We start from the raw sequence: 21,610 nt of genomic DNA on the forward strand, positions 1-21,610 counted from the left end.
CCCGCAGTCGTCTGACAGGAGATTTGACTCGTGCAGCTCGTAGTCGCACGGATCGGCCGTGCTCATGGCATCAAGGGCGAAGTCACCGTCGAGGTACGTACCGACGAGCCGGAACTGCGGCTCGGTCCCGGCGCCGTCCTCACCACCGACCCGGCCTCGGCCGGGCCTCTCACCATCGCCACCGGCCGCGTGCACAGTGGCCGCCTCCTCCTGCGCTTCGAGGGGATCAACGACCGTACGGCCGCCGAGACCCTGCGCAACATCCTGCTGATCGCGGACGTCGACCCCGAGGAACTCCCCGAGGAAGAGGACGAGTACTACGATCACCAGCTCATGGACCTCGACGTGGTCACCGCCGACGGCACCGAGGTCGGCCGGATCACCGAGATCTCGCACCTGCCCTCCCAGGACCTCTTCATCGTGGAGCGTCCCGACGGCAGCGAGGTGATGATCCCCTTCGTGACGGAGATCGTCGCCGAGATCGACCTGGCGGAGCAGAAGGCCGTCATCACGCCCCCGCCGGGCCTGATCGACGACCGCGCCGAGATCGCCTCCGCGCGGGACGCGCAGGACGCGGAAGACGAGGCGGACGCGGCCGACGCCGAGGGCTCGGCCGGCTCGGCAGACTCGGCCGGGGAAGAGTCGTAAATGCGCCTGGACGTCGTCACGATCTTCCCCGAGTACCTCGACCCGCTGAACGTCTCCCTCGTCGGTAAGGCACGCGCGCGCGGCCGGCTGGACGTGCATGTGCACGACCTGCGGTCCTGGACCCATGACCGGCACAACACGGTCGACGACACGCCGTACGGCGGCGGCCCCGGCATGGTCATGAAGACCGACCCCTGGGGCGACGCCCTGGACACGGTCCTCGCCGACGGCTACGAGAACGGCGACCGGGCCCCCGCGCTGATCGTCCCCACCCCGAGCGGCCGGCCCTTCACCCAGGAGCTGGCCGTGGAGCTCTCCGAGCGCCCCTGGCTGATCTTCACGCCGGCCCGTTACGAGGGCATCGACCGCCGCGTCATGGACGAGTACGCGACCCGCATGCCCGTCTACGAGGTCTCCATCGGTGACTACGTCCTCGCCGGCGGCGAGGCGGCCGTCCTGGTCGTCACCGAGGCCGTCGCCCGGCTGCTGCCCGGCGTCCTCGGCAACGCCGAGTCCCACCGGGACGACTCCTTCGCGCCCGGCGCGATGGCGAACCTCCTCGAGGGGCCCGTCTACACCAAGCCCCCGCAGTGGCGCGGCCGGGACATCCCGGACGTGCTGCTCAGCGGTCACCACGGGAAGATCGCCCGCTGGCGCCGCGACGAGGCCCTGCGGCGTACGACGGCCAACCGGCCCGACCTGATCGAGGGCTGCGACCCCAAGTCCTTCGACAAGAAGGACCGCGAGATGCTCTCCATCCTGGGCTGGGCTCCGGACCCGGAAGGGCAGCCTTACGGCCGATTTTGGCGTAGGGCCGAGGCCGTGGAAGAATAGGTCGCTGTTGTGTGTCCGTCCGGCGTGCGCCCCTGCCACAGGGGGAAACGACGCCCGCACCGACTCGCACGGCAGACCCCTTGTACATCCATCTCCCGTTGATGACCTGTGGCATCAACGAAGAAAGCAGACGAAATGTCTCACCTGCTCGACACCGTCGACGTCGCGTCGCTGCGCACCGACATCCCGGCCTTCCGCCCGGGTGACACCGTCAACGTGCACGTCCGCGTCATCGAGGGCAACCGCTCCCGTGTGCAGCAGTTCAAGGGCGTCGTGATCCGCCGCCAGGGCAGCGGTGTCCGCGAGACCTTCACGGTCCGCAAGGTCTCGTTCTCCGTCGGCGTCGAGCGCACCTTCCCGGTGCACACCCCGATCGTCGAGAAGATCGAGCTCGTCACCCGTGGTGACGTGCGCCGCGCCAAGCTGTACTACCTCCGTGAGCTGCGCGGCAAGGCCGCGAAGATCAAGGAGAAGCGCGACAACTGAGTGCCTTTCCGGGGTCACAGCGGAGCCGGATAACATCTGGCTCCGATGGACACCGAAGCACATCCGACGGAACGCGACCGCTCCTCCCGCCCCGGTACCACGGGGCCGGAGGGCCGGTCGCGTTTCGCGTTGCCGGGCCCGGTCGCCGGCCGGCTGCCGGGTGGCCGGCTCACCCTCGGCCTCTTCGGCTGCCTGGCCTTCCTGCTCCTCCTCAACACGTTCGTGGTGCAGCCGTTCCAGATTCCGAGCGGATCCATGGAGCGGGGGCTGAGGATCGGGGACCGCGTTCTCGTAAACAAGTTGGCGTACCGTTTCGGTTCCCGGCCGCACCGCGGTGACGTGGTCGTGTTCGACGGCACCGGGTATTTCGGGGACGCCGACTACGTCAAGCGCGTTGTCGGGGTGGGGGGCGACCATGTGGTCTGCTGCGACAGGCAGGGGAGGCTCGAGGTGAACGGCCGGTCGGTCGACGAGACGGCGTTCCTGTATCCCGGGGACACCCCGTCCACCGTGCCCTTCGACGTCGTCGTGCCCGCCGGCCGCCTCTTCCTGCTCGGCGACCACCGCGGCCGCTCCAGCGACTCCCGTGACCACCTCGGCTCGCCCGGCGGCGGCATGGTCCCCGTCGGCGACGTGATCGGCCGGGCCGACTGGATCGCATGGCCGTACACCCACTGGACACGCGTCCGGCAGCCCGCCGCCTACGCGCGCGTGCCGGCCGCGGGAGCGGGCCGGAGCACCGCGTCGACGCAGCACTCACGACCGGAGGACGTCCATGGGTAACCGAGGCAGACAGCACGGCGTGCCCAGCTCGCCGGCCGAGGAGCTGCTGCCCACCGGTTCCCGCCGCACCTCGAAGCCGAGCAGCAGCGGCCGTTCGCGCGCGGACCGGCGCAAGCTCCAGCGCAAGGTGAAGCGCAAGCGGAGGCGTTCGGCCGTCAAGGAGATCCCGCTGCTGGTCGGCGTCGCGGTCCTCATAGCGCTGGTCCTGAAGACCTTCCTGGTCCAGGCGTTCGTGATCCCGTCCGGCTCCATGGAGCAGACGATCCGGATCGGCGACCGCGTCCTGGTCGACAAGTTCACGCCGTGGTTCGGCTCCAAGCCGCAGCGCGGCGACGTCGTCGTCTTCCACGACCCGGGCGGCTGGCTGGCAGGCGAGCAGACGGCCAAGAAGAACGACCCCGTCGGCGTCAAGCAGTTCAAGGAAGGCCTCACCTTCATCGGCCTGCTGCCCTCGGACAACGAGAAGGACCTCATCAAGCGGGTCATCGGTGTCGGCGGGGACCACGTCAAGTGCTGCGACGCGCAGGGCCGGGTCACCGTCAACGGGGTACCCCTCACGGAAGGGGACTATCTCTACCCGGGGAACGCCCCCTCCCTGATGCCCTTCGACATCCAGGTGCCCAAGGGGCGCCTGTGGGTGATGGGGGACCACCGGGGCAACTCCGCGGACTCCCGGTACCACCAGAACACGTCGTACAAGGGGACCGTCTCCGAGGATTCGGTGGTCGGCCGGGCGATGGTGATCGGCTGGCCGTTCGGCCACTGGACCCGCCTGCGGGAACCTAAAACCTTCGCAAGCGTTGGCGACTCGGTGCCGGGTGCGACTGCGGCCCCTCCGCTGTCGCATAGGGTTGCCTCCGACGATCCGAAGGCTATGACCCAGCTCCCGACCCCTGCGGAACTCCCGCTCGTTATGGGAGTGGTGGGCCTGCACCGGCTACGGAGCAGGCGGCGGCACAGAGTGAGGAGTTGGCGTGGGGGATGTGGCGGTTGGCGCACGGTCGGGACACGACGGCGAGGAGCACCGCGGGCACCCCGTGGAGGCGAACGGCCCCGCCCCGGACGGCGCCATGAACTCCGCGGACGGCTTCGCGGCGGCCGGCGACGGCACTCCGGAGGAGAAGCGGCCCCGGGCCGCGAGTGAGGGCGACGGCAGGGACGAGACCGCGCGCCCGCCGAAGAAGCCGCGCTCCTTCTGGAAGGAACTGCCGATCCTGATCGGCATCGCGCTGGTCCTGGCGCTGCTGATCAAGACGTTCCTGGTGCAGGCGTTCTCGATTCCGTCGGACTCGATGCAGAACACCCTCCAGCAGGGCGACCGCGTCCTGGTCGACAAGCTCACGCCCTGGTTCGGCTCCAAGCCCGGGCGCGGCGAGGTCGTCGTCTTCCACGACCCGGACAGCTGGCTGGCGGGCGAGCCGACGCCCAACCCGAACGCCGTGCAGAAGGTCCTCAGCTGGATCGGTCTCATGCCGTCCGTCAACGAGAAGGACCTGATCAAGCGCGTGATCGGCGTCGGCGGCGACACGGTCGAATGCAAGGGGACCGGCCCGCTGATGGTCAACGGCAAGGCGCTGAACGAGCCTTACGTCTATCCCGGCAACACGCCGTGCACCGACGACGAGGTGGGCGGCCGGTTCAAGGTCAAGGTTCCGCAGGGCTACATCTGGGTCATGGGCGACCACCGCCAGAACTCGAGCGACTCGCGCTACCACCAGAGCGATCAGCACCACGGCATGGTTCCGGTCAAGGACGTCGTCGGGCGCGCCATCGTGAAGGCCTGGCCGATCAACCGCTGGGGCACCCTCCCGGTCCCCGACACCTTCGACCAGCCCGGCCTGGGCGACCAGTCCGCCGCCGCGGCGTCCCTCTCGGTGGCCCCGCAGGGCATCGCCCTCGTGGGCGTGCTCCCGGTGGCGGTGTGGCGACGCCGGCGGGCCGCTTCGGCCGAGGCGCGCTGAGCACGGGCCGCTTCGGCCGAGGAGTGCTGAGCAGGTGAGTGACAGGACGTCCGCGCCCGGGGGGTGCGGGCGTCGCGTCGTTCGGGGCGCGGTCCCAGATGGGCCGTTTCCCGAAAGGGCCGTTTCCCGAGGTGTGAGTCGGCTGGGAGGGTGGGCCCGCTCGGGTACCGACGGGTAGGGTGCGGGTCCATGAGTGGCGAGAGCGCGCACACCGCACAGGCCGGCGGCAGCCGGGTCGGGCAACGGCTTTCCGGGCTGGCCGTCGCCTTGGGCCTGGCGCTGTTCCTCGGCGGATTCGGCTGGGGGGCGTGGTCCTACCGGCCGTACACCGTGCCCACCAGCTCGATGACCCCGACCATCGCCGCCGGCGACCGCGTGCTCGCCCAGCGCGTCGACGGCACCGGGGTCCGGCGCGGCGACGTGGTCGTCTTCAAGGACAAGAGCTGGGTCAGCAACGCCGACGTGGTCAAGCGTGTGGTCGCGGTCGGCGGCGACACGGTCTCCTGCTGCACGGACGGCAAGCTCACCGTCAACGGCAAGCGGATCGATGAGCCGTACCTCCCCAAGGGCTCCCTCGCCGAGATCAAGAACTTCCCCACCGTGACCGTCCCCGAGGGCCGCCTGTTCCTGCTCGGCGACGAACGCCAGGGCTCCCTGGACTCCACCGCCCACCTCACCGACGCGGCCGGCGGCACGGTGTCCCGTGGCGCGGTGTCCGCCCGCGTGGACGCGGTCGTCTGGCCGATGAAGGGCATGCTCAAGCGCCCCACCGGCTTCCAGGCACTGGGCGCCCTCTCGCAGCCGGGCCCGGTCCGGACCATCGAGCTGATGATCGTCGTGGGTGCCGTCCTGGTGCTGGGCGGCGGCGCGTACGGCCCGGTCGAGGCGCGCCTGGTCCGCTCGCGCCCCCGCGCCCGTACCCGGCCGGAGCCCGCCGGTGTCCGCTGAGGCCGGGCCGGCGGACGAGGGTCGCCACGAGGTGTCCCGCGAGGACGCCTGCGACGACTCCCGTGAGGACGCCCGCGACGACTCCCGCGACGATTTCCGTGAGGACTCCCGCGGGACCGGTCTGCGCAGGGTGGCCCGGGTGGTGCTGCTGGATCCCGAGGACCGCATCCTCCTCCTGCACGGCCACGAGCCGGACGACCCGGCCGACGCGTGGTGGTTCACCCCGGGCGGTGGACTGGAGGGCGCCGAGACGCGCGAGGAGGCCGCGCTGCGGGAACTCGCCGAGGAGACCGGCATCATCGACGTCGAACTCGGTCCCGTGCTGTGGCGCAGGCGCTGCTCCTTCCCGTTCGCCGGGCGCCGCTGGGACCAGGACGAGTGGTACTACCTGGCCCGTACGACCCAGACGGCCACCGAGGCCCGGGGGCTGACGGAACTGGAGCGGCGCAGTGTCGCCGGAGCGCGCTGGTGGACGTGCCGGGAACTGACCCGGGCACATGAGACGGTGTATCCGACAAGACTCGCCGGGCTGCTGCGTACGCTGCTCGACGAAGGTCCCCCCGCCAGGCCGGTCACCCTGGACACGGAAATCGTCTGAGGGCTGGTCGGACTGGCGCACAATGGTGGGATCGCACGGCTGAAGGGGAACATGCCATGAGCGCCGAGGACCTCGAGAAGTACGAGACCGAGATGGAGCTGAAGCTCTACCGGGAGTACCGAGATGTCGTCGGTCTGTTCAAGTACGTGATCGAGACAGAGCGGCGTTTCTACCTCACCAACGACTACGAGATGCAGGTGCACTCGGTCCAGGGAGAGGTGTTCTTCGAGGTGTCCATGGCGGACGCCTGGGTCTGGGACATGTACCGACCGGCTCGGTTCGTCAAGCAGGTCCGCGTCCTCACGTTCAAGGACGTGAACATTGAGGAGCTGAACAAGAGCGACCTCGAACTCCCGGGTGGCTGATGAGCGCGGAGTGACGCGCGGTGACCTGCGGCTTTCCCCGTCCGGGTGACGGAGTTCTCCACAACCGACGGGTAACGCACCAAGATCCACTTGCTCTCGCATGATGCGTGACGGTTGGCACCGGAGGTGGTGCCGACATGAGCAAGGCACGCAGGGGACTCGGCGGCTACGGCGAGGATCTGGCCGCACGGCGGCTGGCCGAGTCCGGCATGGCGATCCTGGAACGCAACTGGCGCTGCGGACGGTCCGGCGAGATCGACATCGTGGCGCGCGACGGGAACACCCTCGTCATCTGCGAGGTGAAGACCCGCAGGGGCGGCGGCTACCAGCACCCGATGGCTGCCGTCACGCCCAAGAAGGCCCAGCGCCTGCTGAGCCTGGCCGAGCGCTGGATCCAGGCCCACGGAGGGGCTCCGCCGGGAGGCGTCCGCATCGACCTCGTCGGGGTCCTCCTGCCCCGCCGCGGCGCCCCCGCCGTCGAGCACGCGCGGGGGGTGGTCTGACATGGCGTTCGCCCGCACATGCTCCGTCGCCCTGGTCGGCGTCGAGGGCGTCGTCGTGGAGGTCCAGGCCGACCTCGAACCCGGGGTGGCCGCCTTCGCCCTGGTGGGCCTCCCGGACAAGAGCCTCACCGAGAGCCGGGACCGGGTCCGGGCGGCGGTGGTGAACTCCGGCGGCGAGTGGCCGCAGAAGAAGCTCACCGTGGGGCTCAGCCCCGCCTCGGTGCCGAAGGCCGGCTCCGGGTTCGACCTGGCCGTGGCCTGCGCGGTACTCGGTGCCGCCGAGCGGATCGACCCCAGGGTCCTCGCCGACATCGTCATGATCGGAGAGCTGGGCCTGGACGGCAGGGTCCGACCGGTCCGGGGCATCCTGCCCGCGGTGCTGGCCGCCGCCGACGCCGGCTACGAGCAGGTCGTCGTACCGGAGTGCGCCGCCGCAGAGGCCGCGCTCGTCCCCGGCGTCTCGGTGCTCGGCGTCCGCAGCCTGCGCCAGCTGATCGCGGTCCTGGCCGAAGAACCCGTGCCCGAGGAGGAACCCGTCGACCTGGGGCGCCCGGATCCCCTGCTGGCCGGTCTGCGGGTGCCCGGCACGGGCATGGCCACGGGCATGCGCGGCATCGGAGCCGCACACCCCGGCCCGGACCACGACCTGGCCGACGTCGTGGGCCAGTCCTCGGCGCGCACGGCGGTGGAGGTCGCCGCCGCGGGCGGCCATCACCTGTTCCTCGAAGGCCCCCCGGGCGCGGGCAAGACCATGCTCGCCGAGCGGCTGCCCGCGGTGCTGCCCCGGCTCACCCGGGAGGAGTCCCTGGAAGTCACCGCGGTGCGCTCCGTGGCCGGGCTGCTGCCCGCGGGCAAGCCGCTCGTCGACGTCGCGCCCTACTGCGCCCCGCACCACTCGGCGACGATGCAGTCACTGGTCGGCGGCGGCCAGGGCATCGCCCGGCCCGGCGCCGTGTCCCTGGCCCACCGGGGCGTGCTCTTCCTCGACGAGGCTCCGGAGTTCCGCACCCAGACCCTGGACGCCCTGCGGCAGCCGCTGGAGTCCGGGCACGTCGTGATCGCGCGCAGCGCGGGCGTGGTCCGGTTCCCGGCCAGGTTCCTGATGGTGCTGGCGGCCAACCCCTGCCCCTGTGGACGGTTCTCGCGGCGCGACGCCCAGTGCGACTGTCCGCCGTCGGCGATCCGCCGCTACCAGGCCCGGCTGTCCGGACCGCTGCTGGACCGCGTCGACCTGCGCGTCGAGGTCGATCCGGTCACCCGCGCGCAGCTCACCGACCCCGGAGCCCGGGGCGAGTCCACCGCGACCGTCGCCGAGCGCGTGCGGGAGGCCCGGGAACGGGCGGCGGCCCGCCTGACCGGGACGGCGTGGCGCACCAACAGCGAGGTGCCGGGCAGGGAACTGCGGGGCCGGTTCCGCGCCGCGGCCGGAGCGATGGACGAGGCCGAACGCAACCTCGAACGAGGCGTGCTCACGGCCCGCGGGATCGACCGCGTGCTCCGCGTCGCCTGGACGGTCGCGGACCTCGTCGGCCACGACCGCCCGGACGCCACCGATGTCGGCCTCGCGCTGCACCTGCGCACCGGAGTGCCGAGGGGCGTCCCCATGGCCATCGGAGCCCTGACATGACCGGAGCCGCCGGGCCGCAGGAGGAACTCCTCGGGCGGGTGTTCCTCGCCCGGGTGCTGGAGCCGGGGGACGAGGTCGGGGGACGGTGGCTGCGGGAGTTCGGGGTGGGGGAGGTGGTGCGGCGGTTGAGCGACGGCGGGGAGCCGTTGCCGGGGGTGAGCGGGGCACGGTGGGCCGGGCTCGTGGCGCGGGCCGGGCGGGCCGAGCCGGAGCGGGACCTGGAGGTGGCCGGGGACGCCGGGGTGCGGTTCGTGTGCCCGGGGGACGCCGAGTGGCCCGCGCAGCTCGACGATCTGGGGGACGGGCGTCCCACGGGGCTGTGGGTGCGCGGGCGGGCCGGCCTGCGGATGTGGGCGCTGCGGTCCGTGGCCGTCGTGGGGGCCCGGGCCTGCACCGAGTACGGCGCCCATGCGGCGGCCACCCTCGCCGCGGGACTCGCCGAGCAGGGCTGGGTGGTCGTGTCCGGGGGCGCCTACGGGATCGACGGCGCCGCCCATCGCGGCGCCCTCGCCTCCCGGGGAGCCACCGTCGCCGTCCTGGCCTGCGGCGTCGACCGCCCCTACCCGCGCGGGCACACCGCGCTGATCGGCCGGATCGCGGAACAGGGTCTCGTGGTGGGGGAGTTGCCGCCGGGCGATCACCCGACGCCGAGCCGGTTCATCCTGCGCAACCGGGTGATCGCCGCGCTGACCCGGGGCACGGTCGTCGTGGAGGCCGCCTGCCGCAGCGGTTCGCTGGCCACCGCGCGCGCCGCGCAGCGCCTGGGCAGATTCACCATGGGCGTGCCCGGGCCCGTCACCAGCGCCCTCTCCGCCGGAGTGCACGAACTGCTGCGCGGGGAGGCGGTCCTGGTCACCGACGCCGCGGAAGTGGTCGAACTCGTGGGCGCCATCGGCGAGCTGGCGCCGCCCCGGCACGGGCCCGTCCTCCCCCGGGACCTGCTGGAGCCGGCCGCCCGCTCCGTCCTCGCCGCCCTCCCCGGGAACCGCCCGGCCCCCGCCGAGGAGATCGCCCACGGCGCCCGGACCACCCGGGACGAGGCGATCGTGAGGCTGTACGAGCTTCGAGCACTTGGTTACGTCGAACGACACGGCGACGGCTGGAAGTTGACACGCCAGGCGATGATCTCGGTCCGACCGGGTCGCCGTCCATGCTGACGGAGTGTGTTCGGCCGTCCGGGGGAATCCCGTACACCCCTGGGTTTTCCCGGAGTTGGCGCCTTCGGCCGATCACGCAGAGCGAGGCGTGGAGTGAGGTGGCGCGCCCGCCGAGGGGGTTCCGCGCACGGGTGGAGCCTCGCCGTTCGCACACCGCGACTCCTCAGTCACGCTACGCTCACGAAGTCCTCGGTGCAGACCGCGCCAACTCGACACCAGACCGGCATCGGGCCGACAGCTCACCCAGGTGGCCCATTTCGGCCCGCGACGCCCCACGACACACCGCGACCGCCCACCACGTTCCACTCCGCAGCACCCCGCGACACCCCCGCAGCATCCCGCAGCACTTAACGGCACTTCACGGCAGAACGGCACAAGGCGACGAATGCCCCAGCACACCTCCGGGTCCGACCGGGCGGCGATCCCCCCAGCCGCCCGCGACGGTGGCAGCGTGCGGCCGCCCGCTCCCTCGACGCTCGACGAGCTGTGGCGGTCCTACAAGGCGACGGGGGACGAGCGGCTGCGTGAGCAGCTGATCCTGCACTACTCGCCGCTCGTCAAATACGTGGCCGGCCGGGTCAGCGTCGGGCTGCCGCCCAACGTCGAGCAGGCCGACTTCGTCTCCTCCGGGGTGTTCGGGCTGATCGACGCGATCGAGAAGTTCGACATCGACCGGGAGATCAAGTTCGAGACGTACGCGATCACCCGGATCCGGGGCGCGATGATCGACGAGCTGCGGGCGCTGGACTGGATCCCCCGGTCCGTGCGGCAGAAGGCGCGCAACGTCGAGCGGGCCTACGCCACCCTGGAGGCGCGGCTGCGGCGGACGCCGACGGAGGTGGAGGTGGCCGCCGAACTGGACATGGAGGTGGAGGACCTCCACGCCGTGTTCAGCCAGTTGTCGCTGGCCAACGTGGTCGCCCTGGAGGAGCTGCTGCACGTCGGCGGCGAGGGCGGCGACCGGCTCAGCCTCATGGACACACTGGAGGACACCGCCGCCGACAACCCGGTCGAGGTAGCCGAGGACCGGGAGTTGCGGCGGTTCCTGGCACGGGCGATCAACACGCTGCCCGAGCGGGAGAAGACCGTCGTCACGCTGTACTACTACGAGGGGCTCACCCTCGCCGAGATCGGCAACGTGCTCGGGGTGACCGAGAGCCGGGTCAGCCAGATCCACACCAAGTCGGTGCTCCAGTTGCGGGCGAAGCTGGCGAGCTTCGGGCGATGACTTCCCCCGTTCGGGGCGGGGGGTCCGTAAAGTGGTTGACGTGCCAAGGATTCGAGCGGCCTCCGTGGCCGAGCACCGGTCGATGCAGCGAGCCGCCCTGCTGGACGCGGCTCGCTCCTTGTTGTCCGAGGGCGGTACGGAGGCGCTGACCTTCCCGGCCCTCGCCGAACGGACGGGGCTCGCGCGGTCGTCCGTGTACGAGTACTTCCGGTCCCGGGCCGCCGTGGTCGAAGAGCTGTGCGAGGCCGACTTTCCCGTGTGGGCGGCGGAGGTCGCGGCGGCGATGGAGCGCGCGGAGACGGCCGAGGAGAAGGTCGAGGCGTACGTACGCCAGCAGCTGGCGCTCGTCGGGGACCGGCGGCACCGGGCCGTGGTGGCGATCTCGGCCAGTGAGCTGGATCCGGGGGCCCGGGAGAAGATCCGCGCGGCGCACGGGGGACTCGTCGCGATGATCGTGGAGGCGCTCGGGGAGCTGGGGCACGAGCGGCCCCGGCTCGCCGCGATGCTGCTGCAGGGGGTCGTGGACGCGGCCGTGCGGCGGATCGAGCTGGAGGCGGCGGAGGAGCCGGCCGAGATCACGGATGCCGCCGTGGCCATGGCCCTGCGGGGCGTGCGGGGCTGACCCCGGCCGTGGCTGGGCTGCGGGAGCTGTGTGGACTACGGGAGCTGTATGGACCACGGCGACTGGGCGGGCCGCGGCGACGGTGTGGACCACGGCGACTGTGCGCGCTCCAGCGACCGCGAGGGCTACGGGAGCTGTGCGGGCAGCGGCACGCCCGGCACCGGCAGCAGTCTCGACGGCCCCCTGCGCAGCAGCCATGGCGGCAGCAGGGCCAAGGGGTCCAGGTAGGTCTCGCCTCGCAGCAGCCCCCAGTGCACGCACGTGGCCGGCCCGCAGTGCGATCCGGTCGGCTCGACCGTGCCGACCGCCTCGCCGGCCCCTGCCTCGTCACCCTTCCTCACCGACGGGGTCACCGGCTCGTAGGTGGTCCGCAAGCCGGTGCCCGTCAGTTCGATCGTCACCACGCCCCGCCCTGCCACGCGGCCCGCGAAGGAGACCCGGCCGGCCGCGACCGCGCGGACCGGGGCACCGGCGGCCGCCGCCAGGTCCACTCCCCGGTGACCGGGACCGTACGCCGTCGCAGGGGGCTCCCAACCGCGCAGGACCGGCGGGCGGGTGCCCACCGGCCAGACGCGGGCGAGAGCCGGAACCGGGGCCTGCGGGTCCTCTGGAGCCTCCTGGGCCTCCTGGGTCTTCGGGGCCTGCGAGGGTGTCGGGGCAGGTCGGGGGACCGGAGGCGACGGGCCGGCCCAGGCCGGAGGCGGCAGGGTCGCCGCCGCCGGGAGCAGGAACAGAACGGCCCATCGCGTCACGTACCGCATCACTTCGCGCATGGGAGAACCGTCCCGCACTCCGGTCGGTCATGGCGTGACCCGTGGACAGCCGCCCGGTTGTGGACAGGGGCGTCACCCGGTACTCCCGCCGTCCCGTACACTTCTTCTGGCGATCCGGGTCACCGGGTCGACTTCGCACGCCCCAATACGAGGTCCGGAGACGGCTCGTATCAGCGCCCCTCGGTCCTTAGCGGCTCGGCGCAACGCGGGCGTCAGGCGCGACCGCCGTCCGGCGGACGCGGCACAACCGAGAAAACCAAGGAGATGGCCATGGCCGTCGTCACGATGCGGGAGCTGCTGGAGAGCGGCGTCCACTTCGGTCACCAGACCCGTCGCTGGAACCCGAAGATGAAGCGCTTCATCTTCACCGAGCGCAACGGCATCTACATCATCGACCTGCTCCAGTCGCTGTCGTACATCGACCGCGCCTACGAGTTCGTCAAGGAGACCGTCGCCCACGGCGGCACGGTCATGTTCGTCGGCACGAAGAAGCAGGCGCAGGAGGCCATCGCCGAGCAGGCGACCCGCGTCGGCATGCCCTTCGTCAACCAGCGCTGGCTGGGCGGCATGCTCACCAACTTCTCGACCGTCTACAAGCGTCTGCAGCGCCTCAAGGAGCTCGAGCAGATCGACTTCGAGGACGTCGCCGCTTCCGGTCTGACCAAGAAGGAGCTTCTCGTGCTCTCGCGCGAGAAGGCCAAGCTGGAGAAGACCCTCGGTGGTATCCGCGAGATGTCCAAGGTGCCCAGCGCCGTCTGGATCGTGGACACCAAGAAGGAGCACATCGCGGTCGGCGAGGCCCGGAAGCTCAACATCCCGGTCGTCGCCATCCTCGACACCAACTGCGACCCCGACGAGGTCGACTACAAGATCCCGGGCAACGACGACGCGATCCGCTCCGTCACCCTGCTCACCCGCGTGATCGCCGACGCCGTCGCCGAGGGCCTCATCTCCCGCTCGCGCGTCGCCACCGGTGACAAGGGCGAGAAGGCCGCGGCCGAGCCGCTGGCCGAGTGGGAGCGCGACCTGCTCGAGGGTGAGAAGAAGGCCGACGAGGTCGCCGAGGCCGTCGAGGCCGCCGCTGAGGCGCCGGCTCCCGACGCCGAGGTCGGCGAGGCCATCGCCGAGGCCGTCGCCGAGGCCCCGGCCGTCGAGACCGAGGTCGTCGAGACCGCGGCCGCCGAGGCCGAGCAGGCCTGACGTCAGTGTTGACGGCGGGGACGGGTGCATGAAATCCGCCCCCGCCGTTCAACCGTAGGTCCGCACGCGGTCTTCGATCCGCGACCACGCGTGGCCCACGGACCGTGCGGATCTCCGATCTCTCAAGACTTCGAGAAAGACTCACAGACTCATGGCGAACTACACCGCCGCCGACGTCAAGAAGCTCCGTGAGCTCACCGGCGCCGGCATGATGGACTGCAAGAAGGCTCTGGACGAGGCCGAGGGCAGCGTCGACAAGGCCGTCGAGGCGCTGCGCATCAAGGGCCAGAAGGGCGTCGCCAAGCGCGAAGGCCGCTCTGCCGAGAACGGCGCCGTGGTCTCCATCATCGCCGACGACAACTCCACCGGCGTCATCGTCGAGCTGAAGTGCGAGACGGACTTCGTCGCCAAGGGTGACAAGTTCCAGGCCGTCGCCAACAAGATCGCCGAGCACGTCGCGGCGACCTCCCCGGCCGACATCGAGGCCCTGCTCGCCTCCGAGATCGAGCCCGGCAAGACCGTCCAGGCGTTCGTGGACGAGGCCAACGCCAACCTCGGCGAGAAGATCGTCCTGGACCGCTTCGCGCAGTTCTCCGACGGCTTCGTGACCGCGTACATGCACCGCACGATGCCCGACCTGCCCCCGCAGATCGGTGTCCTCGTCGAGCTGGACAAGCCGAACGCCGACGTCGCCAAGGGCATCGCCCAGCACATCGCCGCCTTCGCGCCGAAGTACCTCTCCAAGGAGGACGTCCCGGCCGAGGTCGTCGAGACCGAGCGTCGCGTCGCCGAGGAGACCACCCGCGCCGAGGGCAAGCCCGAGGCCGCGATCGCCAAGATCGTCGAGGGTCGCGTGAACGGCTTCTTCAAGGACGCCACGCTGCTCGGCCAGCCGTACGCGCTGGACAACAAGAAGTCGGTCCAGAAGGTTCTGGACGAGGCCGGTGTCACCCTGAAGCGCTTCTCGCGCATCAAGGTCGGCATCTGAGTCCGTACCGCGATCGACGCGCGACCCCGGTAGGGTCGACAGCAGTCGTCCGCGCACACCGCCACAGTCAGGCACGTGGCGGACGGCAGCAGATCTGACGAGGAGGCCATTGCCGCGTATGGGAGCGAACAGCGACCGCACCGGCAATGGCCTTCTTCGTATGTGCAACACGTGAAAGAGGCGGGATCCCCATGACCACCAAGGCCCAGAAGAGCGACGAGGGCAAAGTACGCGGCCGGTTTCTGCTGAAGCTGTCCGGAGAGGCTTTCTCCGGTGGCGGGGGCCTCGGCGTCGACCCCGACGTGGTGCACAAGATCGCCCGCGAGATCGCGGCCGTCGTCCGGGACGGCGCGGAGATCGCGGTCGTCATCGGCGGCGGCAACTTCTTCCGCGGCGCCGAGCTGCAGCAGCGCGGCATGGACCGCGCCCGCTCCGACTACATGGGCATGCTCGGCACCGTGATGAACTGCCTCGCCCTCCAGGACTTCCTGGAGAAGGAGGGCATCGACAGCCGCGTGCAGACCGCCATCACCATGGGCCAGGTCGCGGAGCCGTACATCCCGCTGCGCGCCGTGCGCCACCTGGAGAAGGGCCGCGTGGTCATCTTCGGCGCCGGTATGGGCATGCCGTACTTCTCTACCGACACCACCGCCGCCCAGCGCGCCCTGGAGATCGACGCCGAGGCGCTCCTCATGGGCAAGAACGGGGTGGACGGGGTCTACGACTCCGACCCCAAGACCAACCCCGAGGCCGTCAAGTTCGACGCGCTCAGCTACGGCGAGGTCATCACCCGCGACCTCAAGGTCGCCGACATGACCGCCATCACGCTGTGCCGTGACAACAAGCTGCCCATCCTGGTCTTCGAGCTCCTGGCCGAGGGCAATATCGCGCGGGCCGTCAAGGGTGAGAAGATCGGCACGCTTGTGGGTGACCAGGGCAGCCGGAACTGACCGGCACACCCCCGTCGCCCGGGGTGCGCCACCTGTCCGGGGGACCGGCGGGTCGCGCCCTGGCCGGGGGATGGACAATGTCCTGCCGGTCGGGAACCGTGCAGGAAGAAGACGCGACGCAGCCGGCCGGAGCCTCATCGGGGAACCGCGGCCGGGCCTCACTCAAGACACGCAGGAGCAAGTGGTGATCGAAGAGACCCTCCTCGAGGCCGAGGAGAAGATGGAGAAGGCCGTCGTGGTCGCCAAGGAGGACTTCGCCGCGATCCGCACCGGCCGTGCGCACCCGGCGATGTTCAACAAGATCGTGGCTGACTACTACGGTGCCCTGACGCCGATCAACCAGCTGGCCTCGTTCTCCGTGCCGGAGCCGCGCATGGCGGTCGTGACCCCGTTCGACAAGAGCGCGCTGCGCAACATCGAGCAGGCGATCCGCGACTCCGACCTGGGCGTCAACCCCAGCAACGACGGCAACATCATCCGTGTGGTGTTCCCCGAGCTGACCGAGGAGCGCCGCCGCGACTACATCAAGGTCGCCAAGACCAAGGGCGAGGACTCGAAGGTGTCCATCCGCTCGGTGCGCCGCAAGGCCAAGGACGCCATCGACAAGCTGGTCAAGGACGGCGAGGTCGGCGAGGACGAGGGCCGCCGCGCCGAGAAGGAGCTGGACGACACCACGGCGAAGTACGTCGCCCAGGTGGACGAGCTCCTGAAGCACAAGGAAGCGGAGCTCCTCGAAGTCTGATGAGCGACTCTTCCTGGGGGGCGCCGCCGCAGGCGGGGCAGGCCGGGTACTGGGGGCCCACCGCTGGTGGGCCTGTCCAGGGGGCTGCCCCGGCGGGTCCCGCATACGATGCGCCCGAGGCGCAGCAGACTCGCCCCATGCCCATCGTGCCCGACGTACCCGCTCATGGCGGTGACCAGGACGACGACCGAGGGGTCGGCCGGCCGAGCGGCCCCTCGTTCCGAGACGGGACGTCGTACTCGACGCAGCACGCTTCGCAGAGTTTCCCGCAGACTTTCCCCCAGAGTCCCTCGCAGAATCCGGAGCCCATGCCCGACGCCCCGCAGCAGGCGCCCGCGCCTCAGAAGAAGAGTGCGGGCCGTGACCTGGGCTCCGCCATAGGGGTCGGCGTCGGACTCGGCGCGGTGATCATCGCGTCGCTGTTCGTCGTGAAGGCCGTGTTCGTCGGCGTGGTCGCCGTCGCCGTGGTCGTCGGTCTGTGGGAGCTGACCAGCAGGCTGCAGGAGCGCAAGGACATCAAGGCGCCGCTGGTGCCGCTCGCGGTCGGCGGTGCGGCCATGGTCGTCGCCGGGTACGTGCGCGGTGCCGAGGGCGCGTGGGTGGCGATGGCGCTGACGGCTCTCGCGGTCCTGGTCTGGCGCATGACGGAACCTCCCGAGGGCTACCTCAAGGACGTCACGGCGGGTGTCTTCGCGGCGTTCTACGTGCCCTTCCTTGCCACGTTCGTCACGATGATGCTCACCGCGGACGACGGCCCCTGGCGCGTCCTGACCTTCCTGCTCCTGACGGTGGTCAGCGACACCGGTGCCTACGCCGTCGGCTGGCGCTTCGGCAGGAAGAAGCTCGCCCCGCGCATCAGCCCCGGCAAGACCCGCGAGGGCCTGCTGGGCGCGGTGCTGTTCGCGATGGTCGCGGGCGCGCTGTGCATGCAGTTCCTGATCGACGACGGTCGTTGGTGGCAGGGTCTCCTGCTCGGCCTCGCGGTCGCGGCCAGCGCCACGCTGGGCGACCTCGGCGAGTCCATGATCAAGCGTGACCTGGGCATCAAGGACATGGGTACCTTGCTCCCCGGCCACGGCGGCATCATGGACCGGCTGGACTCCCTGCTGCCTACCGCTCCGGTGGTGTGGCTGCTGATGGTGGTGTTCGTCGGCTCCGCGTGAGCCGTCAGCCGCAAGGCGTCGGGCCCCCGTCCTGTTCCACAGGGCGGGGGCCCGTCGTCGTTCACCGGCCTCGTCGTCACCGTGCCTCGTCGACCGCCCCGTAGGCCCGGAGCCGGCGGGGAGGGCGGACGGGGGCCGACGGGGGCCGGCGGGGAGGCGGACGGTCCGAAGACCGGCGCCCGAGGGTTCCGGAACCACTCATTCCGAACTTATGATCGACCTCATCGTGATCCTTGTCCGGGAGGGTTGGGGCGCATGTGGGGACGTAGGCGTGCCAGACGTGAGCAGGAGACGGCGGAGGCGGCGGAGGTGGCCGGTTCGCTGGCCGACAGTCTGAGGGCGACGGTCGACTCGGCCGACGAGACCCACCGGGGGCTGCTGGAGCTGCGGGAACATCTGGCGCGGCAGCTCGCCGAGATCGCCGTACTGATCGGCCACGGTGACGGGCTGCCCGTCGACGCGATCCGCCGGCAGACCGACACCGCCGAGCTGCTCCTCAGCGAGGTGGACCGGATGTCCGGGGACTACGCCGAGACCCGGTCACTGCTCGTGGGCAAGGACGAGGGCGATCTCGACGAGATCATGCCGGCGCTCGAGGCGCTCGCGGAGCACGCCCAGGGCATGGCGGAGGTCGGAGAGTCGCTCGCCGGGCTGACCGAGTCGATGGGGGAACTGCGGGAGGGGGCCCAGCGCCTGCGCGGCGAACTGATCCCGCTGCGCGAGCGCGTCCGCGCCGCTCTGAGCGACGCCGACGACGAGCTGACCGCGAGCCGGGGAGCGCCCGGCTGGTTCGGCCGGCAGGCGTCCCTCGCCAACCTCGGCGACCGCCTCACCGCCCTCGACGAGGGCCGCGTCGTCCCCACCCCCGAACACACGGTCAGCGACTTCTACCGCGAACTGGAGCGCGACATCGCGGCACTGCGGGACGAGATGGCGACGGAGCCGGACTGACTCGGCGCGGCGCGGCGCGCGTGGCCTGCGTGGTGGGTGCCGTGTGCGCGGCGCGTGCGGCGAGGTCGGGCCGAGGGGCCGGGCGGTGTGCGCGGCGGGTCGGACCGAGGCGACGGCATCTCCGACTCCCAAGCCCTGGGCCCCAGGGCCAAGGAGCTACGCCGCGCCGCTGGCATGGCTCAGAGTGATCTAGCCGCAGCGATGGGGCGCTCGGAGAGCTGGGTTTCGCAGGTCGAAAGAGGGGTTCAACCCGGGCCGGAGGCCATGAGTCGATCACCGCAGAGCGCGGCCCACGGCCAGGGCTATGCCTCCGGCGGGGGATCGGCCGGCACCGGGTGGAGGGGGCGCCGTTCCCGGCCGCGGGTCCGGTGGGGCGTGCGCGGGGTGCTCCCGTCCCGTACGCCATCGACCCAGGCAGAGCCGAGCAGACGCGGCCCATGGCGTCCAGGTCGTTCGTACAGTGGCGCGCTCCACCTGGACGCCATGAACCACGCCCGCTCCACGGTGTGTGGGTCGACGGCGTACGGGACGGGAGCTGGGGAGGGTTGTTGGTTAAGGAAGTGGGCGGCTAAGGCGTGCCGTTGCCCTCTCGATTACCACCCGCGAGCTGGCCCACCGTCATCACGATGATGCCGACCAACAGAATCACGCTGCCGGTCAGGGCGCCCCACAGCCGGGTATCCGAGTCGCTGATCACCAGCCCGCAGACCGCCTGCCAGCACAGCGCGAAGGCCACCACCAGCTGGCCCCAGCCATAGAGGTGAGGGCCGCGAACGTGGCGACGGTTCATGGGGAGCACCCAGCCACGGGCAACCGCCGCCACGCCGGAGGCGGCGATGAGCAACGCCAGCAGAACAAGAGGTATGGCGATGTAGAGCTCCATGATCCCTCCCCTGCGCGCCAGGCCCACGCCGGACGCCAGCGTGATCATGGCACCCGCCGCGCCGCCCGTCCATAGGCTTCCCCGCGTCCCTCATGATCGACCGGACAAGTCCCAATACGCTGTGTTGGTTTTGTCAAGAGCGCCCCTCTTCACTGACACCAGTACCTGATACCAACAGGGCCAGACAGCGGCGGGCACCGCCGAACGTAGACGGACAGCCAATCGAGGCGCGAGACGAGTTGACCGACGTTCCAAGGGCCCCATGATCGACCTGATAAGGATGAGGCCAGACCTCAAAGCTTCGTGCCTCGTGGGGCGTTGTCCTGAACTGATGGACAGCGCCCCACTGGCTTAGGGCTCGCAGAGAATCAACGTGTTGCTTCCCATGGGCGAGCTCGTTCACGTGGTATGCGCATACCTGACGAGACTCGAGATCAACTCGCCATCAAGTTCGGGGGGTTGTTCCCGCATCTGGACGAGCGGCAGCGGCGGCTGATGCTGGGGGCTGAGGCCCGAATCCTGGGCCACGGCGGTATCCGGGCGGTCGCGCGGGCGGCCCAGGTCAGCGAGACGACGGTTCGCAAGGGGGTGGACGAGTTGGAGGCCGGCGAGGAGTCTTTGGGACGGGTCCGCAGGGCCGGTGGTGGCCGGAAGAAGGCTGTGGACCTTGATCCGGGTCTCCGGCCCGCGCTGCTGGCACTGGTGGAACCTGACGAGCGGGGCGATCCGATGTCGCCATTGCGCTGGACGGTGAAGTCGACCAGGACCCTCGCGGCCACGCTCACCCGCCAGGGGCACAGGGTGTGCGCGGACACGGTCGGAGACCTGCTGCGTGAGGAGGGCTTCAGCCTGCAGGCCGGCGCCAAGACGCTCGAGGGCAAGCAGCATCCGGACCGTGACGCCCAGTTCCGCTACATCAACGAGCGGGCGACAGAGCACATGGTCGGCGGGCAGCCGGTGATCAGCGTGGACGCGAAGAAGAAGGAACTCGTCGGCGACTACAAGAACGCCGGGCGTCAGTGGCGGCCCGAGGGTGAGCCGGTACAGGTCAAGACGCACGACTTCCCGGACCGGCAGGGACCGGGCAAGGCGATCCCATACGGGATCTACGACGTCGCCGCGAACACCGGATGGGTCAGCGTCGGCACTGACCACGACACCGCCGCGTTCGCCGTCGCCTCCATCCAACGCTGGTGGCAGGCCCGTGGCAGACACGACTACCCGCAGGCCACCCGTCTGCTGATCACCGCAGACGCAGGTGGCTCCAACGGCTACCGCACCCGCGCCTGGAAGACTGAACTCGCAGCCCTGGCCGCCGAGACGGGCTTGGACATCACGGTCTGCCACATGCCGCCGGGCACCTCGAAGTGGAACAAGATCGAACACCGGCTGTTCTCCCACATCTCCATGAACTGGCGAGGCCGCCCGCTGACCAGCCACGACGTCATCGTGAACAGCATCGCAGCGACCACCACCCACACCGGGCTGAAAGTCCACGCCGAACTCGACCCGGGCACCTACGACACCGGCATCAAGGTCACCGACAGCGACAGCGACAGCGACATCGACGCCCTGCCCATGCACCGGCACCGCTTCCACGGCGACTGGAACTACACCCTCCATCCACGACCTCGCGACACCACCAGCGCAGCCAAGAAGCCGCGGCCGGCCGGCGGCCCGTCCCCGCAGCCCTGCGCCTGGCGTCTGCGCAACCCGGAGCTGACCGGCATGCCCGAACCGATGCTGGACGAACTCATCTGCCAACTGGACGGAAAGCTGGATGAGTTACGTGAGCGAGGACGGCTTCAGCAGCGAGGAGGTGAACGCATCCGTGCTCGCGGCGCAGGGGCCAAGGACAAGCTGACCACCGCCGACAGAGTCCTGGCCACTGTGCTCTACCTGCGCAAAATCGGCACCCGAGACCTGCTCGCCCAGCTCTTCGGAGTCAACGGCAGCACACTCACCAGAGCCGTTCACCAAGTCCAGCCCCTCCTGGCCGAGCACGGCTGCACCATCCCACCCTCGACAGCCCGGTTCCGCACACCCGCCGACATCGCCGCGTTCCTCGCGAACAGCAGCCCCACAGAGATCAAACCCGCATGTTGATTCTCTGCGAGCCCTTAGGAGCCTCGTGGCGGCCGGTATGACCATCTCTGACCGATCCGGAAAGGGCTACGGATGAGAAGGCCGTGTGCCACAG

24 protein-coding genes are annotated in these 21,610 nt (G+C 70.5%); 22 read left to right on the top strand and 2 right to left on the bottom strand.

Translation table 11 applies throughout. The features are described 5' to 3' along the window. Nucleotides 1-30 precede the first annotated feature (30 nt). The 14 genes from rimM (at nucleotide 31) to OIB37_RS26280 (ending at nucleotide 11,760) form a co-directional block, all read left to right on the top strand. Nucleotides 31-648, top strand: coding sequence for a ribosome maturation factor RimM (rimM, locus tag OIB37_RS26215; RefSeq protein WP_330460055.1), 618 nt, complete (start codon nucleotides 31-33; stop codon nucleotides 646-648). Further along, nucleotides 649-1,482 (top strand): tRNA (guanosine(37)-N1)-methyltransferase TrmD, encoded by an 834-nt coding sequence (gene trmD, locus OIB37_RS26220; RefSeq protein WP_330460056.1) that lies wholly within the window; start codon nucleotides 649-651, stop codon nucleotides 1,480-1,482. It abuts the gene before it with no gap. A 135-nt stretch (nucleotides 1,483-1,617) separates the two neighbouring features. Next, on the top strand, nucleotides 1,618-1,968 hold the full coding sequence (gene rplS / locus OIB37_RS26225; protein WP_330460057.1) for a 50S ribosomal protein L19: 351 nt from the start codon (nucleotides 1,618-1,620) through the stop codon (nucleotides 1,966-1,968). 45 nt (nucleotides 1,969-2,013) lie between these two features. Continuing rightward, nucleotides 2,014-2,751, top strand: coding sequence for a signal peptidase I (lepB, locus tag OIB37_RS26230; RefSeq protein ID WP_330460058.1), 738 nt, complete (start codon nucleotides 2,014-2,016; stop codon nucleotides 2,749-2,751). Beyond that, complete coding sequence (gene lepB / locus OIB37_RS26235; protein WP_330460059.1) at nucleotides 2,744-3,895, top strand: signal peptidase I; 1,152 nt, start codon at nucleotides 2,744-2,746, stop codon at nucleotides 3,893-3,895. The genes lepB (OIB37_RS26230) and lepB (OIB37_RS26235) overlap by 8 nt, the downstream gene beginning before the upstream one ends. After that, nucleotides 3,822-4,712, top strand: coding sequence for a signal peptidase I (gene lepB / locus OIB37_RS26240; protein ID WP_330460060.1), 891 nt, complete (start codon nucleotides 3,822-3,824; stop codon nucleotides 4,710-4,712). The genes lepB (OIB37_RS26235) and lepB (OIB37_RS26240) overlap by 74 nt, the downstream gene beginning before the upstream one ends. Nucleotides 4,713-4,901: 189 nt before the next feature. Further along, the gene (gene lepB / locus OIB37_RS26245) at nucleotides 4,902-5,660 is read left to right on the top strand and encodes a signal peptidase I (RefSeq protein ID WP_330460061.1); all 759 of its coding nucleotides are present in this window, start codon (nucleotides 4,902-4,904) and stop codon (nucleotides 5,658-5,660) included. 121 nt (nucleotides 5,661-5,781) lie between these two features. After that, nucleotides 5,782-6,258 carry an NUDIX hydrolase gene (locus OIB37_RS26250; protein ID WP_330461975.1) on the top strand — a complete coding sequence of 159 codons (477 nt, stop codon included), beginning with the start codon at nucleotides 5,782-5,784 and terminating at the stop codon, nucleotides 6,256-6,258. A gap of 56 nt (nucleotides 6,259-6,314) precedes the next feature. Next, entirely contained in the window at nucleotides 6,315-6,623 is a 309-nt protein-coding gene (locus OIB37_RS26255; protein ID WP_003965949.1) for a DUF2469 domain-containing protein, read from the top strand. A 137-nt stretch (nucleotides 6,624-6,760) separates the two neighbouring features. After that, nucleotides 6,761-7,126: a YraN family protein gene (locus OIB37_RS26260; RefSeq protein WP_330460062.1), complete on the top strand. Its 366-nt coding sequence runs from the start codon at nucleotides 6,761-6,763 to the stop codon at nucleotides 7,124-7,126. Nucleotide 7,127: 1 nt separating this feature from the next. Then, the gene (locus OIB37_RS26265) at nucleotides 7,128-8,753 is read left to right on the top strand and encodes a YifB family Mg chelatase-like AAA ATPase (RefSeq protein WP_330460063.1); all 1,626 of its coding nucleotides are present in this window, start codon (nucleotides 7,128-7,130) and stop codon (nucleotides 8,751-8,753) included. Beyond that, the gene (gene dprA, locus OIB37_RS26270; RefSeq protein ID WP_330460064.1) at nucleotides 8,750-9,910 is read left to right on the top strand and encodes a DNA-processing protein DprA; all 1,161 of its coding nucleotides are present in this window, start codon (nucleotides 8,750-8,752) and stop codon (nucleotides 9,908-9,910) included. The genes OIB37_RS26265 and dprA overlap by 4 nt, the downstream gene beginning before the upstream one ends. A 385-nt stretch (nucleotides 9,911-10,295) precedes the next feature. Next, nucleotides 10,296-11,138, top strand: a complete 843-nt coding sequence (gene whiG, locus OIB37_RS26275) for an RNA polymerase sigma factor WhiG (protein ID WP_330460065.1) — start codon at nucleotides 10,296-10,298, stop codon at nucleotides 11,136-11,138. 64 nt (nucleotides 11,139-11,202) lie between these two features. After that, nucleotides 11,203-11,760 (top strand): TetR/AcrR family transcriptional regulator, encoded by a 558-nt coding sequence (locus tag OIB37_RS26280; protein ID WP_330461976.1) that lies wholly within the window; start codon nucleotides 11,203-11,205, stop codon nucleotides 11,758-11,760. A gap of 125 nt (nucleotides 11,761-11,885) precedes the next feature. Here OIB37_RS26280 and OIB37_RS26285 read toward each other — a convergent pair whose 3' ends face one another. Next, on the bottom strand, nucleotides 11,886-12,533 hold the full coding sequence (locus OIB37_RS26285; RefSeq protein WP_330460066.1) for a M23 family metallopeptidase: 648 nt from the start codon (nucleotides 12,531-12,533) through the stop codon (nucleotides 11,886-11,888). A gap of 270 nt (nucleotides 12,534-12,803) precedes the next feature. On the opposite strand from OIB37_RS26285, the gene rpsB reads away from it, so the two are divergent. The 7 genes from rpsB to OIB37_RS26320 all read left to right on the top strand — a co-directional run bounded on the left by rpsB (nucleotide 12,804) and on the right by OIB37_RS26320 (nucleotide 19,157). Then, on the top strand, nucleotides 12,804-13,733 hold the full coding sequence (gene rpsB, locus OIB37_RS26290; protein WP_330460067.1) for a 30S ribosomal protein S2: 930 nt from the start codon (nucleotides 12,804-12,806) through the stop codon (nucleotides 13,731-13,733). 151 nt (nucleotides 13,734-13,884) lie between these two features. Further along, a complete protein-coding gene (gene tsf, locus OIB37_RS26295) occupies nucleotides 13,885-14,721 on the top strand; it encodes a translation elongation factor Ts (protein ID WP_330460068.1) in 837 nt (278 codons plus the stop codon). Nucleotides 14,722-14,912: 191 nt separating this feature from the next. Continuing rightward, nucleotides 14,913-15,671, top strand: coding sequence for a UMP kinase (gene pyrH, locus OIB37_RS26300; RefSeq protein WP_330460069.1), 759 nt, complete (start codon nucleotides 14,913-14,915; stop codon nucleotides 15,669-15,671). 184 nt (nucleotides 15,672-15,855) lie between these two features. Further along, nucleotides 15,856-16,413: a ribosome recycling factor gene (gene frr / locus OIB37_RS26305; protein ID WP_330460070.1), complete on the top strand. Its 558-nt coding sequence runs from the start codon at nucleotides 15,856-15,858 to the stop codon at nucleotides 16,411-16,413. Beyond that, on the top strand, nucleotides 16,413-17,576 hold the full coding sequence (locus tag OIB37_RS26310; RefSeq protein ID WP_330460071.1) for a phosphatidate cytidylyltransferase: 1,164 nt from the start codon (nucleotides 16,413-16,415) through the stop codon (nucleotides 17,574-17,576). The genes frr and OIB37_RS26310 overlap by 1 nt, the downstream gene beginning before the upstream one ends. Before the next feature lie 255 nt (nucleotides 17,577-17,831). Continuing rightward, nucleotides 17,832-18,527, top strand: a complete 696-nt coding sequence (locus OIB37_RS26315) for a hypothetical protein (RefSeq protein WP_330460072.1) — start codon at nucleotides 17,832-17,834, stop codon at nucleotides 18,525-18,527. Between the two features lie 87 nt (nucleotides 18,528-18,614). Beyond that, nucleotides 18,615-19,157: a helix-turn-helix domain-containing protein gene (locus OIB37_RS26320; protein WP_330460073.1), complete on the top strand. Its 543-nt coding sequence runs from the start codon at nucleotides 18,615-18,617 to the stop codon at nucleotides 19,155-19,157. Here OIB37_RS26320 and OIB37_RS26325 read toward each other — a convergent pair. Continuing rightward, nucleotides 19,096-19,410 (bottom strand): hypothetical protein, encoded by a 315-nt coding sequence (locus OIB37_RS26325; RefSeq protein ID WP_330460074.1) that lies wholly within the window; start codon nucleotides 19,408-19,410, stop codon nucleotides 19,096-19,098. The two genes, OIB37_RS26320 and OIB37_RS26325, sit on opposite strands and share 62 nt — an antisense overlap. Nucleotides 19,411-19,818: 408 nt before the next feature. Between OIB37_RS26325 and OIB37_RS26330 the strand changes: the two genes are divergently transcribed. Further along, nucleotides 19,819-21,516, top strand: a complete 1,698-nt coding sequence (locus tag OIB37_RS26330; RefSeq protein WP_330460075.1) for an ISAzo13 family transposase — start codon at nucleotides 19,819-19,821, stop codon at nucleotides 21,514-21,516. The last annotated feature ends 94 nt before the right edge of the window (nucleotides 21,517-21,610 follow it).

The organism is Streptomyces sp. NBC_00820, from assembly GCF_036347055.1.
Lineage (GTDB): Bacteria > Actinomycetota > Actinomycetes > Streptomycetales > Streptomycetaceae > Streptomyces.